Annotated in this window: 14 protein-coding genes; 4 read left to right on the top strand and 10 right to left on the bottom strand. The window is 55.9% G+C overall.

All coding sequences use genetic code 11. From position 1 onward, the window contains the following. Nucleotides 1-387 (bottom strand): nicotinate-nucleotide adenylyltransferase (locus CMO10_RS14660; RefSeq protein WP_297023638.1); only part of this gene is annotated, 387 nt, incomplete at its 3' end. Continuing rightward, entirely contained in the window at nucleotides 384-1670 is a 1287-nt protein-coding gene (locus CMO10_RS14655; RefSeq protein ID WP_297023636.1) for a glutamate-5-semialdehyde dehydrogenase, read from the bottom strand. The genes CMO10_RS14655 and CMO10_RS14660, both read right to left, overlap by 4 nt. A gap of 251 nt (nucleotides 1671-1921) precedes the next feature. On the opposite strand from CMO10_RS14655, the gene CMO10_RS14650 reads away from it, so the two are divergent. Both CMO10_RS14650 and CMO10_RS14645 read left to right on the top strand, forming a co-directional pair. Further along, nucleotides 1922-3796: an ABCB family ABC transporter ATP-binding protein/permease gene (locus tag CMO10_RS14650; RefSeq protein ID WP_297023640.1), complete on the top strand. Its 1875-nt coding sequence runs from the start codon at nucleotides 1922-1924 to the stop codon at nucleotides 3794-3796. Between the two features lie 90 nt (nucleotides 3797-3886). Further along, on the top strand, nucleotides 3887-4999 hold the full coding sequence (locus tag CMO10_RS14645; protein ID WP_297023634.1) for a YHYH protein: 1113 nt from the start codon (nucleotides 3887-3889) through the stop codon (nucleotides 4997-4999). Here CMO10_RS14645 and CMO10_RS14640 read toward each other — a convergent pair whose 3' ends face one another. Further along, nucleotides 5000-5956, bottom strand: a complete 957-nt coding sequence (locus tag CMO10_RS14640; protein ID WP_297023632.1) for an AEC family transporter — start codon at nucleotides 5954-5956, stop codon at nucleotides 5000-5002. It lies immediately after the preceding gene. 103 nt (nucleotides 5957-6059) lie between these two features. Here CMO10_RS14640 and CMO10_RS14635 point away from each other — a divergent pair, with 103 nt between their 5' ends. Further along, on the top strand, nucleotides 6060-6659 hold the full coding sequence (locus CMO10_RS14635) for a DUF4269 domain-containing protein (protein WP_297023630.1): 600 nt from the start codon (nucleotides 6060-6062) through the stop codon (nucleotides 6657-6659). On the opposite strand, the gene CMO10_RS14630 is transcribed toward CMO10_RS14635, so the two are convergent. The 3 genes from CMO10_RS14630 to nadB form a co-directional block, all read right to left on the bottom strand. After that, nucleotides 6656-7726, bottom strand: a complete 1071-nt coding sequence (locus CMO10_RS14630; protein WP_297023627.1) for a GAF domain-containing protein — start codon at nucleotides 7724-7726, stop codon at nucleotides 6656-6658. The two genes, CMO10_RS14635 and CMO10_RS14630, sit on opposite strands and share 4 nt — an antisense overlap. Before the next feature lie 74 nt (nucleotides 7727-7800). After that, complete coding sequence (locus CMO10_RS14625; protein WP_297023625.1) at nucleotides 7801-8250, bottom strand: MOSC domain-containing protein; 450 nt, start codon at nucleotides 8248-8250, stop codon at nucleotides 7801-7803. After that, nucleotides 8251-9897, bottom strand: coding sequence for an L-aspartate oxidase (gene nadB, locus CMO10_RS14620; RefSeq protein WP_297023622.1), 1647 nt, complete (start codon nucleotides 9895-9897; stop codon nucleotides 8251-8253). 237 nt (nucleotides 9898-10134) lie between these two features. Between nadB and CMO10_RS14615 the strand changes: the two genes are divergently transcribed. After that, entirely contained in the window at nucleotides 10135-10581 is a 447-nt protein-coding gene (locus tag CMO10_RS14615; RefSeq protein WP_297023619.1) for a GFA family protein, read from the top strand. Here the strand turns inward: CMO10_RS14615 and CMO10_RS14610 are convergent. The 4 genes from CMO10_RS14610 to CMO10_RS14595 form a co-directional block, all read right to left on the bottom strand. Beyond that, on the bottom strand, nucleotides 10572-11543 hold the full coding sequence (locus CMO10_RS14610) for an SAM-dependent methyltransferase (RefSeq protein WP_297023616.1): 972 nt from the start codon (nucleotides 11541-11543) through the stop codon (nucleotides 10572-10574). The two genes, CMO10_RS14615 and CMO10_RS14610, sit on opposite strands and share 10 nt — an antisense overlap. A gap of 97 nt (nucleotides 11544-11640) precedes the next feature. Beyond that, the gene (locus CMO10_RS14605; protein WP_297023613.1) at nucleotides 11641-12942 is read right to left on the bottom strand and encodes an esterase-like activity of phytase family protein; all 1302 of its coding nucleotides are present in this window, start codon (nucleotides 12940-12942) and stop codon (nucleotides 11641-11643) included. Between the two features lie 164 nt (nucleotides 12943-13106). Beyond that, nucleotides 13107-13712 (bottom strand): flavin reductase family protein, encoded by a 606-nt coding sequence (locus tag CMO10_RS14600; RefSeq protein ID WP_297023608.1) that lies wholly within the window; start codon nucleotides 13710-13712, stop codon nucleotides 13107-13109. An 88-nt stretch (nucleotides 13713-13800) separates the two neighbouring features. Continuing rightward, the gene (locus CMO10_RS14595) at nucleotides 13801-15090 is read right to left on the bottom strand and encodes an amidohydrolase family protein (protein ID WP_297023606.1); all 1290 of its coding nucleotides are present in this window, start codon (nucleotides 15088-15090) and stop codon (nucleotides 13801-13803) included. Nucleotides 15091-15132 lie beyond the last annotated feature (42 nt).

Here is a 15132-nt window from a genome sequence, read left to right as displayed (position 1 = left end):
TTCCCACCATTTCCATTTATGGAACTGGGCCAGGTTGTCTGCTCCCATCAGCCAAACGAACTTTGTTCGGGTAAAACGGCGTTGCAAGGCTGCAAGAGTGTCGGCCGTATAGCGGGTTCCAAGCTCGGTTTCAATTGCAGAAACAACAATGCGGGGATGCTTTGCCATCATCAGTGCTGAATCAAACCGGTTCGCAAGGTCGGCCATGCCGGTTGATGACTTGAGCGGATTTTGCGGCGACACCAGCCACCAGACCGCATCAAGCTGCAGGCGTTTCAACGCTTCGAGCGAGATATGCAGATGGCCTTCATGGGCGGGATTGAACGACCCGCCCAGCAGGCCGACCCGGGGTGGGGCCGCATGTGATCTGGGTGCCGATGAGATCATGGACGGGTTTGGCCCGTACCGCGAACGATGTATTTGTAACTCGTCAGCTGCTCGACTCCGACCGGGCCACGCGCATGCAGCTTGCCGGTCGAAATGCCGATCTCCGCCCCCATGCCAAATTCACCGCCATCGGCGAACTGGGTTGATGCGTTAACGATCACGATCCCGGAATCCACCCCGTTCAGGAAGGTGGTCGTCGCGGTGGCGTTTTCAGCAACAATCGCGTCCGTGTGGTGCGAACCGAACGTGTTGATGTGATCAACGGCCTCGTCGACACCTGAGACAACCTTGATCGAGACAATCGCATCGAGATATTCGGTGATCCAGTCATCAGCCGTGGCCGGCATGATGCGGCCATCAATCGCCTGCGCGGTTTCATCACCGCGCAGTTCGCAGCCCTTGGCAACCAATGCCTCGGCAATGCGCGGCAAAAGACGCCCGGCAACCGAACTGTCGATCAGAACGGTTTCGGTCGCACCACAAATGCCGACACGGCGCATCTTGGCATTGACGACAATATCCACGGCCTTTTGCGGATCAGCACTGGCATGAACATAGGTGTGGCAAAGGCCTTCAAGATGTTTGAACAGCGGGATGCGGCTTTCATCGGTAATGCGCGAAATCAGCGACTTGCCCCCACGCGGGACAATGACATCAATGTAATCTGATAGTTTCAGCATCTCGCCAACGGCCGCACGATCCGTTACCGGGATCATCTGAATGGCGTTTTCGGGCAAGCCCGCCTCGGTGATGCCTGCCACCATGCAATCAAAGATCGCACGCGATGAATGGAAGCTTTCCGAGCCGCCACGCAGAATGGCGGCATTGCCCGATTTGATGCACATGGCAGCGGCATCGGCCGTGACGTTCGGGCGGCTTTCATAAATGATGCCGATCACGCCAAGCGGCACGGACACGCGCGCGATATCAAGGCCATTATGTTCCGGGCTCCAGCGCGCCAGTTCGCGCCCGACGGGATCGGGCAGTTCGGCAACGGCTTCGACACCCTTGGCAATGCCTTCGATACGGTCTGCATCGAGTGCCAGACGGTCCAGCAGGGCAGCGGTCAGGCCCTTGGCGCGGCCGGCTTCCATGTCCTTGGCGTTGGCGCTCAGGATAACATCGGAATTTTCACGCAGCTTGGCAGCTGCAGCCTTAAGGGCAGCTTCTTTTGGTTCGGCCGGGACCTGTGCGAGTTCGAGTGCCGCCTTGCGGGCCTTGATTCCCATATCGCGCATCAATGCTGCGATATCCTGGCTTTCGATACTGGCAAGCGCCGTCATGGTCCTGGTTCCGTTCCTTTGTGTTCGGCCTGTGCAAAACGCATTGGGCCGTTTGTTCTGAGATTTTATCAACAAATTGGCAAAATAGACGTCAAACCCGCTATCTGCAATGTCCTTGAATGCATAAAGCGCGCTGAATGCTTGCCAAACAGGGCGCGGCGGTCCATCTGTTGATGACACAAAGACATGACATGCCGTGCGCATACCGCAATGCCGTTCGGTGCCTGATTGGGGATAAGGTTTTGAAAAATATGGGTTCCGATCAACCGACTGCGCGCGCAGAGTTCGGCGTCATCAAGACGTTCCTGCCCTATTTGTGGCCGCGCGGCGAGGCAGAGCTTAAAGGCCGTGTTGTTCTGGCACTGCTGTTTCTGGTCGGGGCCAAGGTCGCCAATGTTTATATCCCGGTCCTGTATAAATACGCAGTTGATGCGCTGGGCGGTGGCGACAAGGCCAGCGATGCAGCGGCAAACGCAGTCCAGTCCGGATCGACCGACACCACATCCCTGATCGTTGTGCCGGTTGCCCTGATTGTTGGCTATGGCCTTGTGCGCATTCTTGTTTCTGCCTTTGGCGAGATGCGTGATGCCGTCTTTGCCAAGGTGGCGCAACGTGCGATCCGCCGATCAGCGTTGAGCGTTTTTGAACATCTGCATGGCTTGTCGCTGCGTTTCCATCTTGATCGGCAGATGGGTGGGCTTTCGCGCGCCATTGAACGCGGGGTGAAGGGCATTGAATTTTTGCTGTCCTTCATGCTGTTTAACATTCTGCCGACCTTGCTTGAGATCGTCATGGTCTCGATCATTCTGTGGGCGCTTTATGATGTCTGGTTTGCGCTGATTACCTTTACCACCATCGTGATCTATATCGTTTTCACGCTGGTGGTGACCGAATGGCGCATGAAATTCCGTCGCGAAATGAACAAGCGCGATGACGAGGCCAACACCAAGGCGATCGACAGCCTGATCAATTACGAGACGGTCAAATACTTCAACAACGAAGCCCATGAATCGACCCGCTATGACAAGGCATTGCGGGGGTACGAGGTCGCGGCTGTGCAGTCGCAAGTCTCGCTCTCGAAGCTTAATGTCGGGCAGGGCGCGATCATTGCGGTCGGCCTGGTTCTCAACATGCTACTCGCAGCCCAAGGGGTGAAGGACGGCAGCATGACGGTGGGTGACTTCGTTCTGGTGAACACCTATCTGCTGCAGCTTTACATGCCGCTTAACTTCCTTGGTTTTGTTTATCGTCAGATCAAACAGTCGCTGACCGACATGGAGCGGATGTTCTCGCTGCTGGATGTTGAGAAGGAAGTCGAAGACAAGTCTGACGCCAAGGGCCTTGCGTGTGGGAATGCCGCGATCCGGTTTGAAGATGTGCATTTCTCCTATAACCCGGATCGCAAGATCCTCAAGGGTGTCAGTTTTGAGGTCCCGGCGGGCAAGACGGTAGCGGTGGTTGGGCCGAGCGGGGCGGGTAAATCGACCCTGACCCGATTGATGTTCCGTTTTTATGATGTGTCGGGCGGCAAGATCACGATTGATGATCAGGACATCCGCGATGTGACGCAAAACTCGCTCCGGCGTGAGATCGGGATCGTGCCGCAGGATACCGTCCTGTTTAACGATACCATTGCCTATAACATTTCCTATGGCCGCCCGGGTGCGGAGCAGGACGAGATCGAAAAGGCGGCCAAGCTTGCCAGTATTGATGGCTTTATCGCCGGCCTGCCCGAAGGCTTCAAAACCATGGTCGGTGAGCGCGGCTTGAAGCTGTCAGGCGGTGAAAAGCAGCGCGTCTCAATCGCGCGCATGCTGCTTAAACGTCCAAAAATCATGATCTTTGACGAAGCGACCTCGGCCCTTGATACCCGCACGGAAAAGGATATCCAGCAGGCGCTTCGCGATGTGTCGCGTGGCCATACCACGCTGATCATTGCCCACCGTTTGTCGACGGTGATTGATGCCGATGAAATCATTGTCCTGCGCGACGGACAGGTGGCCGAACGCGGTCGCCATCAGGAATTGCTTGATCGTGACGGGCTTTATGCCGAGATGTGGGCGCAGCAACAGGAAATCCGCGAGGCACAGGAAATCCTTGCCCATGCGGGCGAAATTCCCGGCTAATTGCACCGTAGGGCAAGTTTGTACTGGAACCTTGCGACGTCATCGCCAAACAATGGGGATGACGTCGCAACTGGTTTTGGGGGAAGTCCGGTGCCGAAATTAACACGAAGCGATCTGCATGCGCTTGAGGGAGCGTCATCAGAACACCATCACGTTCATAGCCATGACCATGACCATGATCATCATCATGAACCGATGGATGAAGGTGATTATGCCGGTGATACGCGCGAAGAAGTTGATCGCATGCGGCGCAATATTCTGGTGGGTATGGGGATGCTGCCGCTTGCCGGTATGGTTCTTAATCCGACCAAGCCGGCATGGGCTGTCTCAAACGAAGTCAGCATGCGCGAAGACGGTCGTTACCGCTATATCAATTCCAACGCGATCCCGGATCACGCGACCGGCAGTTTTCCAAACAGCAAGAATCCAAATTCCATCAAGGCACAATCGCTTGAATTTCGCTTGCCGCTGAACCCGGCGAAAGCCGGACGGTTTTCATCAATTGATCACATGTCATTTGGGGTCGCGGTTAATGGCGTGCCGTTTGATCCCTATACCGCGGAGTTCTGGCAGCGCGATCGTCAGTCCGGCTGGCGTTACGAGGCGATCTCGCCAACCGTCGATCTCGGCCTTGATCAGAACAATGCCCATGTCCAGCCAGACGGCACCTATCATTATCATGGCCTGCCCAAGGGGCTGATCAAAAGCTGGTCGCCCGATCAGCATTCCATTCGCATTGGCTTTGCAGCCGACGGCTTCCCGATCTATGCGATGTTTGGTTATTCCAATCCCAATGATCCGGCCTCATCCGTTGTGGCGGTGCGCAGTTCGTGGCGGGTGAAATCCGGCACACGTTCGAACGGGCCGGGCGGCACATATGATGGCACCTATGGCGAGGATTTTGAATATGTCCCGGGCCTTGGTGATCTTGATGAGGCCAATGGCCGCGAGACTGTCACGCCAGAATATCCCAACGGCACCTATGCCTATTTCGTGACGGAAAGCTTCCCGTTTATTCCACGCCTTTTGGCTGGCATGCCGGATCGCAGTTTTGCCAAGGGGCAGGGTGGTATGGGACCCGGCGGTCCAGGTGGTGGTCCAGATGGTGGACCGGGTGCCGGTCCGGGTGGTGATCGGCGTGGTCCGCCACCGGGTGGAGGCTTCCCCGGGCAGCGTCCGAAATTCGGACCGCCGCCGCGTTAATCAGGGCAGCTGTCCGAAGACGGCGGAGCTATCAAGCAGCCAAAGCGATATGCTGATGGTGATGAAGGACAGCAAGGTCGCGGCCATCAGGGCGGCGGCACTCATGCCTTCGTGGCCATATCGCTGACCATAGATGGCGTAGACGCTAAACATCGGGGCGCAAGCAAAGGTGACGGCTGCGATTTTCATCAGCGGATCAAGATCGGGCACAAGACCAAGCAGCAGGAAAATGATCAGCGGGTGCAGGATGAGCTTGCCAAAAACGATACGCGCCATGTCAAAGCGCACCCCCCGCAGCTTAAGTCCAACCAGCCCACCACCAATGACAAATAGCGCGACCGGACCCGATGCCGATGCCAGCATATCGACCACCGAAAAGATCGGGCCGGGCAAGGTGATGCCGGAAACCGAAATGGAAAGACCGATCAGAAGCGCGACAATGATCGGATTTCGGCCAAGCCGGACAAAGGTCTTGCGCCAAATGTGCCAGCGATTTGCACCCTCTGTCTGGGCACTGTCGCCGAGTATCAGGGTGAGTGGCGTAATCACCAGATTTTCAATGATAAAGCAAAGGGCAAGGGCGACTGCTGCCGTTGGGCCAAGCAACTGCACGACAATTGGATAGCCGACAAAACCACTGTTTGAAGCCGACATGCCCATGCCCTGAAGGGCAGCGTTTTGCTGGCTTTTTTTGGCAATGACGCGGGCAAAGAAATAGCCCAGTGCAAACACGATCAGCGATCCGGCGCCGTAAACCGCAAGGTAGTCAATATTAAGCACTTCTGTGATGTCACGAACGATCAGGGCCCGGATCAACAGGCACGGCAGGGCAAAGTTGATGACAAACGCGCCCATGCCACGTACGACCGGCTGCGGCACGATGTTGCGATAGACCGCGATATAGCCAATGGCAATAAGCAGGAAGATCGGCGTTGTAATAGCAAGGATATCAAGCATATGTGCCAGAGGCTTTCATTGTGAGTGCGCGCAGATATGAGCTATCCCTGCTTTGGTATGCAGGTCAAGAAACGGAATGAATTTCAAGATGAACCAAACGGTAATGGATTGGTCTGAGGAGCTCGATACGCAAAGCTTTTCCGGGGTGGCGTTACTTAAAGCCGCATCCCCGCAAGGCGCACGGGCGGCCGATATCCTTGACCGTCATCGGGTGCTTGAAAGCCTGGCTGCCTATGATCCGGAGGTCGTCGGAACCTTGCCATTGGCGATTGATACGCCGGAATCCGATATCGATATCCTGTGCAATGCTTCTGATCTGGCAGCGTTCGGAGCCTTTTCTGATCAGCGATTTGGCGGTTTTGATGGCTATAGTCGTCGTCTGCGGGATGCCACCCGCCACGTGCCGGAGGCCCTTGTCGTCTGTTTTGACTGCGAAGGTCTCCCCATCGAAATCTTTGCCACCAATCGTCCCACACGGACGCAATACGGCTTTATCCATATGCTGGTCGAAGCCCGTATTCTGTCTTTGATGGAGGATGAGTTTGCCAATGACGTGCGGACGTTGAAGCAATTCGGCCTTAAAACCGAACCGGCTTTTGCCAAACTTCTGGGATTGCCCGGTGATCCCTATATCGCATTGGGAGAACTGGCGGAGTTATCCCCATCCGAACTTTGTGAACGATTGGACGTACTGCAGAGTTAGCCTGCCTCTGCCGGGATGGGCAGCGCGTGATACACGACGTTCTCGATATCCTGTTCACGGGCGACCTTAAGGGCGCTGGCCGCAATATCGAGGATTTCACGCGCACTGCTATGGCGTTTGGCTTCGGGTTCGGCCCAGGTTGCGCCGACGCTGACCGTGATTCGTACCGGGTCGCCATTGCTGTCGGTAAACCGGCATTGTTCGCGCACGGTATCGCAAAGCTTGAAGCCCAGAAAACTTGTCTGTTCCTCGCGCGCACCGGGCATCAGGCAGGCAAAGCCATATTTATCGACACGCCCGACAACATCGCGATCACGAAGCGACGACGTCACCGCAGATGCGATGGCCTGCACGACGCGCTCCATGGTTTCCTTGCCATATGTTTTGACAAGGTCTTCATGGTCATCAATCTCGAAGCGATAGATGGCAATCGGTGTGTGTTTAAGCCGCGAGTTGATCAGTTCGCGATGCAGGAATTCCGTCATCCCTGTCGCATTCCACGACCGTGTTTTCGGATCGGTCAGCATTTCCTGTTTGGCCGGATCAAGGTCGTCATAAACCTGTTGCGGGGTGCGTGCCCCGTAACGCAGCGCGATGATGGTTTCGGCCCAAAGTCCCAGATCTTCAAGGATCTGAAGGTCCTCGGTGCTAAATTGACGGGTGGTGGTATCGACCACACACAGGGTGCCAATCTTGAAGCCATCCGGGTTGGTCAATGGCACACCGGCATAGGACCGAACAAACGGCGCGTCGGTTACCAGCGGATTGTCACAAAACCGGTCATCACTAGTCGCGTCTTCGACGACAAAGGCCTGATTGTCGTGGATGACATGGCCGCAGAACGAAATATCGCGCGGGGTTTCGGATGTCGGCTGATTGATGTTGGATTTGAAAAATTGGCGGTCGTTATCAAGCAGGGAAATCGCCACGATCTCAGAGCCGAAAATACGTTGGGCAACACGGGTGATGCGATCAAGTTCCGGGTCGGCGTCACTGGTCAGAATGCCCATGCTTTCAAGCGATTTCTGACGATCAAGCTCGTCCTTAGGCAGTGCTGCCTTGTGCATCCGATTTCCCCCGTTTTGTCTTTTATGGCCGGAATTCTGATAGGTTCCGGCTTTGGATCAAGGTGACCTTCGACCTAGGTGTTCCCGCCAACCGGATCACCGATGGCAATTGTCCCGCCTTCGATCACCCGGCATGTCACTCCGCCACGCCAATCGGGCATCAGGGCGTCTTGCAGCCCCATGGCAACGTCGTCCATGCGATTGCAGGGATCGGTTTCACCGGTAATCTCGAAAATAACGTTGCCGATCGAAAGCCTGCTGCCCTTGGTGCGCGGCAAAGCAATGCCCCGGACCAACAGGTTGGCCCGGCGTTCGGTCCAAGGAATGTCATTGCGATCAAGCTCGGCGCATGCCGCCTGCCAGTCTTCCTCTGCCAGAATGGTGACCTGACGCCGGCGCAGCTTGCCGCGGTAGTCGCCATCAACGCCAAGGTCGGTTGTGACGTCTACGCGATCAAGGCTTTCCATCGGCGCACGCGAACGTGCCTTGCGGGCGATGCCAATGAGTTCTGCTTTACCGGCCATTCAGGTTTTCCACTGACCGGAAATCACCCAGCGACCAGCGAAGTTTTCCGGCACCAGAATGGTCTGGCGCGGGGTGCCGCTTTCATCAAGTTCCGGATAATCGATGGTGTAATGCAAACCACGGCTTTCGCGCCGCCACAGGGCGGACTGAATGATCAGCTTGGCCACCACCGACAGGTTACGCAGTTCAAGCAGGTCATTGGTGACACGGAAGTTGCCGTAATATTCGTCAATTTCAGAAAGCAACAAGTCCACGCGGTGCTGAGCGCGTTGCATGCGTTTGGTGGTACGGACAATGCCGACAAAGTCCCACATCACGTTGCGCAGCTGTTCCCAGTTATGGGCAACAATGACTTCCTCGTCGGAATCAGTAATGCCGGTTTCATCCCAGTCCGGGATCGGTTTGAAGTGATCCTCGACCGGCAGGGCATCTATAATGTCCTTTGCCGCCGCATCACCAAACACAAGGCATTCCAGAAGCGAGTTCGAGGCCAACCGGTTCGCACCATGCAAACCGGTACCGGCACATTCACCAATCGCGTAAAGCCCGGTCAGGTCCGTGCGCCCGCGCAGATCGGTCAAAACCCCGCCGCAGGTATAATGGGCGGCCGGAACAACCGGGATCGGTTGTTTGGTCATGTCGATGCCGTAGCTCAGGCAATTTTCATAGATTGTCGGGAAGTGTTCCTTGATGAAGTCTGCCCCCTTGTGGGTGATATCAAGGTAAACGCAATCCGCACCAAGGCGCTTGAGTTCATGGTCAATTGCGCGGGCGACAATATCGCGCGGAGCCAGCTCGCCCCGTTCATCAAACCGGTCCATGAAGCGCGTGCCATCAGGCAGCAACAACTTGCCACCTTCGCCGCGCACGGCTTCGGAGATCAGGAAGGATTTGGCTTGCGGGTGATACAGGCATGTCGGATGGAACTGGCTGAATTCCATGTTCATCACGCGGCAGCCTGCACGCCATGCCATGGCAATACCATCGCCGGTGGAACCGTCCGGGTTGGAGGTGAAGCGGTATACCTTGCTCGCCCCGCCGGTGGCAAGGATCACGGTACGCGCATTGAATGATTTAACCTGCCCGCTTTCAAGATCAAGGGCATAGGCCCCGATGCAGCGACGGCCTTCGCCGCCGAACTTGCGATCAGTGACCAGATCAATCGCCAGATAATTTTCAAAGATCTTGATGTTGGGGTGATTAAGCGCCTGCCCCTGAAGCGTGGTCTGCACCGCACGCCCGGTGGCATCCGCCGCGTGAACAATGCGCCGGTGGCTGTGGCCGCCTTCGCGGGTCAGGTGGAACGGCTGATTGTTGTCGCCATTCGGATCACGGGTCAGCTGAATGCCAAGTTCATCAAGCCAGGCAATCGCCTTAGGCGCATTGGTGGCGACGAATTCGACGGTTTCGCGTTTGCAGAGATCAGCGCCAGCAACCAGCGTGTCGCGGACATGGTTTTCAATGCTGTCAGCGGCATCAAGCACGGCGGCAATCCCGCCCTGCGCCCAATTGGTCGAGCCATCATCAACCTTTCCCTTGGAAAGAACGGCGACCTTTACATGTGGGGCAAGTTTAAGGGCAGTCGACAAACCGGCAGCACCACTGCCGATGATGAGCACATCATACTGGAAAGAATTTTCGGACATTTTTCCCATCACTTTCGGGCGGTGCCAGATGGCGGAAATTGGCGCGGTGGCGTCAACATCAGGCTCCGAACAGAGGCGCAGAATAGGACTGCTTTTGTCCAATCTCAAACATAATTGTCTGAAAAAGTATGATGAAATATCGCGGCAAGGGTATTGTTCATCGCGTAAGTACCAGCGATCAGGTTACCATCAGACCGCTTTGCATCGCACAGTCCATCTTGACCAAGGGAGATTCCGATGACGTCAGATACGGCCAGTCAGCATCACCACAGGGGAAGCTGTCATTGCGGCAAGGTGCGCTTTGAAATCCGGGGCCAAGTCGATAATCCGGTGATGTGTCACTGCAATCTGTGTCGCAAACTGCACGGCCATGTCAGTTCCTACGCCCGGTTAGACCGTAAGGATTTGCACCTGATTGATGAGGACGGTTTGCGGTGGTACCGGATGTCGGGCAAGACAGATCGTGGCTTTTGCAAGCTGTGTGGTACGGGGCTTTTCTGGCGACCGGTTCGATCAAAAAGCATGGCGGTGATGCCCGGAACGCTCGACGATACCAGTTCATTGACGATGTCAGGCCAGATTTACTGTGCGGACAAAGGCGATTATTACCCAATCGATCCGGCAATTCCCCAACATGATCAATCAGACAAGGCCGACAATGCTGCCGTTGCCGATCAATCCTGATCGGTGACGCCGGGCACCTTCATCCAGGTCAGTTCGTGCTTGTTGTTATACAAATGCACGACCTTTGATCCGGGGATATCGGCAAACTGGGTGATGGCGGAATAGTCCGTATCACCCTGCAGCTTGATGGTGCAGATGAAATTGGTCGCCATCCCGGCATCCATCCACTGATTGACCAGTGTAAACAGTCGATCCGGATAGCAAATCACGTCCGAACACAGCCAATCGATATAGCCGATTTCTTCCGGGTTGAGGCCAAAGGCACTTTCCTGTCGGAAATCAACACGCGGCAGATTGGCGATTTTGCTATCAAGGCGCGCCTTGTCGATGGAAATGACATCGGTGCCAAATTCATGCAAAACCCAGGTCCAGCCGCCGGGGCTTCCGCCCAGATCCATGGTGCGATCACCGGCCTGCGGATAGGCCCCCAGACGCGTGAAGGCTTCCCACAGTTTCAAGTATGCGCGGTTCGGCGGGGTGACCTTGTCTTCCTCGAACTCGACCTCGCCGTTTTTCCATGGGCTGGAACAATCGGCCGATGCAATGATGGTATCGGGATCAATCAGCGTCCATGACCCCAGCGGTGCGGTCGGGGCCGGTTCGCCAAAGACCTGACGTTTGGCCGACACATGGGGCAGGTGCCCTTCGATCAGTTTGGCGCGCGAAAAATGGTCAAACTTGAACAGGGCCCAGTTGCGCTGATTGAATTTCAGGATCTTGGCAGCGCCCTTGATCGACGGGATGGCAATGCGCACCGGGTTGCGCCAGACATTCTGTGCCCAGAAAACACGCCGTTCCGGACCGGGCGCAAACATCAGGCGGTCGTGGCGTTCAATCACGTCGCCAAGCTCGGCTTCCAGCTGATCCTCAAAGCCAACAGGGGCGAGATAGCCGGTGGCATCCATCGGTTCGATCACGGCATCGATGCCGTCCGGGGTGTCGAATATGTTTGTGTTTTCCATCATGGGCCTGCTTTTACGCCGTTTTGACCCAATAAAAAAGCGGGAAAGCTGCATGACAGCTTTCCCGCTGATGTTTGCTGATCCGTGAGGCGACAACTCAGAATTTGTCGGCCTGCACCAGACCGTCGATCAGAATAACCTTGGTCGGGTCGCCCTTGATGCCAAAGTCATTGTCGTTGATCATGGCAAGCGCGCCATCCCCCATGATGGCAAGGCCTTCAAGCTTGTTCGGGGCTTCCGGGTAATCGGCGCTGTCAAAACGCAGCGTCTTGGAAACGGCAACCAGGTTGATGCTGCCAAGATCGTTTTGCTGTTCCAACGTCGGGCTGGTCGACATGTCATCCCAGCGGGTGGCGAGGATGTTGGTCGCACCTGCAAGTTCGACTTCATGCAGCTTGGTGGTCTTGTCGGTGCGTTCAAGCACCAGCAGGCGGTCATTGCCAAGGGCCAGAACTTCGGAAATGCGCGGTGCGTTCTGTTTCTTGGACGGATCGTTGCGGAAGGTCTGTGGATCATCAAGCTGATAGATATATTCACCGGTCAGCTTGGAAGATGCGCGATCATAAACATAAAGGCGGGTGTTCTTGGCGGCCTTGTAGGCATCGGCATTCGGGTTGGCCAGCGGGTTCTGAACCATGAAGTACAGCTTGCTCTCGTCTGGCGAGACAGCCATCGATTCAATGCCGCGGTTGGTCTGACGTTTGACCAGAATGGCCGGAAGACCGCCGGTGACCTTATAGGCAGACCCTTCGAAATCCTTTTCCGAGCCGGCTGGAACGATGCGTTCGATGACGGTGCCGTCTGCGGAAACATGCAGGACCGACGGGCCGTTTTCCTCGCCAATCCAATAGGAACCGTCAGAGAGACGAATGATGCCTTCGGCATCGATTGAGGAGACAGATTGTTCAAGCATATTGCCATTGGCATCGACCGGCTTTTCGGTTTTGGCAACGGTCAGCTTGTTGGTCAGTCCGGTCAGCGGTACACCATTCTGATCCTTGATCGTGATGACGTCCTTGATATCGAAGCTGCCATCGTTATTCAGGAAGATGGTGTAGATCGACGGCGAGTAATCCGGGGTTGGATAAACGCGGACTTTCTGGCCTTTGCAGACCTGATCGGCAGAAACGCCCAGCACAGTTTCAACATCGCCACAAACGAAGTTCGGACCACGGTCCGAAACGGCATAGAACATGTTGGCCGGATCGCTTGGGCGGCGATATGCGCCGGAACCAAGGCCGACGGTCAGATCACGTGCCTTGCCACCTTCGACCATAACGGTCGACAGGTTGTTGATCGCACTTTTGGTTTCAAAAACCTTGGCTCCGCCTGCCATGGCAGAACCCGCCATCAACATCGCGGTGACGCCGAAAAGACCGGCTGCAAACGTCCGTTTCATCACTGGGAATTCCCCGAAAATTTTCACAAAAACATGCAGCTCAAGCCCGCAATGTTCGGGCGAACTGTGTTCCTGTTCACATTACGGGGTCTGTGTGACAGTTTGTTTGCGCTTGCGCGTCGCTTTGATGAAACAAATCAGACGTTTGGTATGGGAATTTCTGATTACTTCCAGAAATCCTCACGGCGCACCGTAAAGGTTTCCGAAACGCTGGCATATTCCTGATAGCCAAGACGGGCGAGCGGTTCAAACAGGGTGATATCCACCATGCCATCGCGAATGATGGCATCATCAATATGCAGGCCAATCACGGTACCAATCACCATGGCACAGGGGCGCCCGGGATTGGCACTTGGCAGATCGACGATCTGAAAAACCTTGCATTCCATATGCACCGGTACGCCCTTGATCAGGTAGGGTTTGACGCACTGGGCGGGCAGCTTTTCCAGACCGGCATATTCAAATTCATCTTCGCCCGGCGGCAGCGGGGCCGAGGAAAAGTTGAGTTCTTTCAGCATCGCCTTAGGGGCAACACCAACCACGAATTCGCCGGTATCACGCGCATTGCGCAAACTGTCGACCGATCCGCCTGAGGAAAACATTACCATCGGCGGATTGCCATGCACCGCATTGAAAAACGAATAGGGCGCAAGGTTGGGCCGGCCATCGGCATCAACCGTCGACACCCAGCCAATCGGGCGCGGCGCCACACAGGCCTTGAACGGATCATGCGGCAAGTTGTGTGCGGTTTTTCCCGGTTCGTAGAACATGGTCGGTCCTGATCTGTTTGTGTGCTGTTCCTTATCCGAGGTCAAGGCCCGGTTGGATCACCACAAGATATGCAACATATGGGGCTGCTTATTGACCCGGTGCATATTCATGTTCGCGGACATGGTCCGGGCGTTCCGCAAGATGCAGGCGCGTCTGGGCCATCGGGGTTTCGGCGATGATCTTGCCCGCTTTGATGACAAACAGGCGATTGGCGCGCATGCGGATGGCCTCGATGGTGTCGCGGGCCTGCAGGATGACGAAGTCGGCCTTGTTGCCGACCTCGATCCCGTAGCCTTCAAGACCCAGGATCTTTGCAGGTTCGGTGGTGACAGCGTCAAAGCAAGCGCGGATATCGTCGCGCGAGGTCATCTGGGCCACATGCATCCCCATGGAAGCCACTTCAAGCATGTCGCCCGATCCCATCGAATACCAGGGGTCCATGACGCAATCATGACCGAACGCGACGGTGAGCCCGGCGTTGCGCAATTCCGGGACACGGGTCATGCCGCGGCGCTTGGGATAGGTATCGTGGCGGCCCTGCAGGGTGATGTTGATCAGCGGATTGGCGATGGCGGAAACCTCTGCCTCGGCCATCAGGGCGATCAGCTTGGAGACATAGTAATTATCCATCGAATGCATCGATGTCAGGTGCGATCCGGCCACACGGCCCTGAAGCCCAAGGCGCTGAGTTTCATAGGTCAGCATTTCGATATGCCGTGACAGCGGATCATCCGACTCATCGCAATGCATATCGACCAGAAGCCCACGGTCGGCTGCCATTTCGCAAAGCTCTTTGATGCTTTGCGCACCATCAGCCATGGTGCGTTCGAAATGCGGGATGCCGCCAACAACATCAACACCCTTATCAAGGGCGCGGATGGTGTTTTCCTTGGCGGTCGGGCTGCGGAGATAGCCATCCTGCGGGAAGGCCACCAGCTGCAGATCAATATAGGGCGCGACCTGCTTTTTGACTTCAAGCAACGCATCCACAGCCAGCAAGCGATCATCACAAACGTCGACATGGGTGCGGATAGCAAGCAGGCCCTTGGACACTGCCAGATCGCAATATTTCAGCGCGCGTTCAATCACCGCTTCGGGGGTCAGGAGCGGTTTCAGCTCCCCCCAAAGGGCGATGCCTTCAAGCAATGTACCCGACTCATTCATGCGCGGCAGACCTAGTGACAGGGTCGCATCCATATGGAAATGGCTGTCGACAAAAGGCGGGCTGACGAGCATGCCGCCGCAATCGAGCACCTCGACCGAGGGCACATCAATGTGGCTTGCGATCTCGACAATCCTGCCATTCTGACAGGCAATATCGACATTGGTCTGGCCGTTGGCGATATTGGCATTCTTCAGGATCAGATCGGGTTGCATGATGTCATCCTTGGTCTGGTGGTGGCAGTCACAAACGGGGTG

It is taken from the genome of Thalassospira sp. (assembly GCF_002709775.1).
Classification (GTDB): Bacteria; Pseudomonadota; Alphaproteobacteria; order Rhodospirillales; family Thalassospiraceae; genus Thalassospira.
The sequence above is the reverse complement of the archived record's forward strand: the minus strand, read 5'-3'. Positions and strand labels throughout refer to the sequence as shown.

Bases quoted from the DNA above. Each gene is read 5' to 3' on its own strand.
- CMO10_RS14655 (WP_297023636.1), bottom strand. From the start codon at position 1,670: ATGACGGCGCTTGCCAGTATCGAAAGCCAGGATATCGCAGCATTGATG.
- CMO10_RS14650 (WP_297023640.1), top strand. From the start codon at position 1,922: ATGGGTTCCGATCAACCGACTGCGCGCGCAGAGTTCGGCGTCATCAAG.
- CMO10_RS14640 (WP_297023632.1), bottom strand. From the start codon at position 5,956: ATGCTTGATATCCTTGCTATTACAACGCCGATCTTCCTGCTTATTGCC.
- CMO10_RS14635 (WP_297023630.1), top strand. From the start codon at position 6,060: ATGGATTGGTCTGAGGAGCTCGATACGCAAAGCTTTTCCGGGGTGGCG.
- CMO10_RS14630 (WP_297023627.1), bottom strand. From the start codon at position 7,726: ATGCACAAGGCAGCACTGCCTAAGGACGAGCTTGATCGTCAGAAATCG.
- CMO10_RS14625 (WP_297023625.1), bottom strand. From the start codon at position 8,250: ATGGCCGGTAAAGCAGAACTCATTGGCATCGCCCGCAAGGCACGTTCG.
- nadB (WP_297023622.1), bottom strand. From the start codon at position 9,897: ATGTCCGAAAATTCTTTCCAGTATGATGTGCTCATCATCGGCAGTGGT.
- CMO10_RS14615 (WP_297023619.1), top strand. From the start codon at position 10,135: ATGACGTCAGATACGGCCAGTCAGCATCACCACAGGGGAAGCTGTCAT.
- CMO10_RS14610 (WP_297023616.1), bottom strand. From the start codon at position 11,543: ATGGAAAACACAAACATATTCGACACCCCGGACGGCATCGATGCCGTG.
- CMO10_RS14605 (WP_297023613.1), bottom strand. From the start codon at position 12,942: ATGAAACGGACGTTTGCAGCCGGTCTTTTCGGCGTCACCGCGATGTTG.
- CMO10_RS14600 (WP_297023608.1), bottom strand. From the start codon at position 13,712: ATGTTCTACGAACCGGGAAAAACCGCACACAACTTGCCGCATGATCCG.
- CMO10_RS14595 (WP_297023606.1), bottom strand. From the start codon at position 15,090: ATGCAACCCGATCTGATCCTGAAGAATGCCAATATCGCCAACGGCCAG.